Below are 1,351 nucleotides of genomic sequence, written 5' to 3'. Positions count from 1 at the left end.
TTTGCATCGGCTCCTGCCCATCATTATACATCTGCCACCACTTCTTAATGATTTCCCCATAAGGAATCCCGAGATAATTGTCCTGAGCAGCAGAAGTAGTTGAAGCAGCAGTTGACGCAGCAGAGGCAGAAGCAGCAGAAGTAGAAATTCTCGAATTCTTTAATTCTTGACCCTTAAAAACCCCTTGAGGATTCTTCTTGATTTCTTCCTTCCAAGGCTCATAATGCTTGTTTGCCTTGTGCGCCCCTTCCGGCAGTTCCTCGTTTCCGTATCTTTCACGCTCTTCCAGCACTTTCCCTTCAGCAGCCACGGCAGCCTCATCATATTCATCCTTAAAGAGTCGTGGCGAAAGGAATAGCAGATCTTCGTCATCCGATGTAGTAGTGAAGTAAACCCGGTTAATGTCGTGAGCCGAAGTATCCATTTCGCACTTGAGCATCGTAGCAATTCGTACCTGATTCTCCAGAACCGTCTTGCCCTTTTCGCGTTCAAAAACCGCATGTCCGCCCTGTCTTGCGCTGCGTTCCAGCATCAGCAGTCCGTACTTATCCGGTTCCTTCAGCAGCAGCTTGGCAGCCTTGGCAAAAGCCTCCGGCTCATCCATATCAAACCCGAAAGCACCGCTTGGCAGTTTCATTCCCTTCACCACCCCTTGCGGATAATGGCCGGAATAATTAAACTGCACCAGTCTTCTTTTCGCAGCATCGTTTCCGGCACGAGCCAGACGAAGATTCGCCTTCTGCTCATTGCTTCCACGCAGCTGCTTATACTCCTCTTCCGAGGTGATGGAGCGGGCAACCTTGTGCCCATTCTCCACCTTTATTAAATAACAACTCATCTATCTGTTTCTACTTATCGTTTTAAGTTGAATACAAAATCCTAATGTTTCAGTTGGTAATCCACTACCGCATCAGCACCTTCAGCTGCCTCAACAGCCAGCGTTTGGGCGATGTTGATTCCCTCATGGCAGAACACCTTCAAGGTAAGCTGAACAGCACCGTCCTTGGTTTTGCTCACACGACCATGCGCCAGTTTCTTAATCAGTTCCGACTGAGTTCTGAGGCGGTGCTGCACTACGAAATCAAACGTTCCGTCAGGCATTTGCTGAGCCACGCCCATCGAACGAAATCGAGGAACCTTATTCACCCCCGATTCCTGGGGACTGAAGAGGAAATACTGCTTAGCATCATAGTAAGCCATTCCACCCAACTGCACATGCTGGCAGTCATTATTATTCACCTGCTGGTTCTGAACATTATTCTGAGTATTGTTCTGAACCTTGTTTACTTTCTTAACCATAATCTGAATTGAATTTTAGGAGAAGAAACATCCGGATTGTTGCGCGCTTTAC

At 47.7% G+C, this 1,351-nt stretch carries 1 protein-coding gene and 1 pseudogene; both read right to left on the bottom strand.

Going from position 1 to position 1,351, the window contains the following annotated elements:
- Positions 1-838: pseudogene (locus F7D47_RS11665) on the bottom strand (DUF3987 domain-containing protein); the annotation flags it as partial.
- 41 nt (positions 839-879) lie between these two features.
- Positions 880-1,299, bottom strand: a complete 420-nt coding sequence (locus F7D47_RS11660; protein ID WP_153084912.1) for a hypothetical protein — start codon at positions 1,297-1,299, stop codon at positions 880-882.
- Positions 1,300-1,351 lie beyond the last annotated feature (52 nt).

The organism is Segatella copri (assembly GCF_009494835.1).
Classification (GTDB): domain Bacteria; phylum Bacteroidota; class Bacteroidia; order Bacteroidales; family Bacteroidaceae; genus Prevotella; species Prevotella copri_F.
Note: the sequence above shows the minus strand (reverse complement) of the source record. Positions and strands in the feature narration are given on the sequence as shown.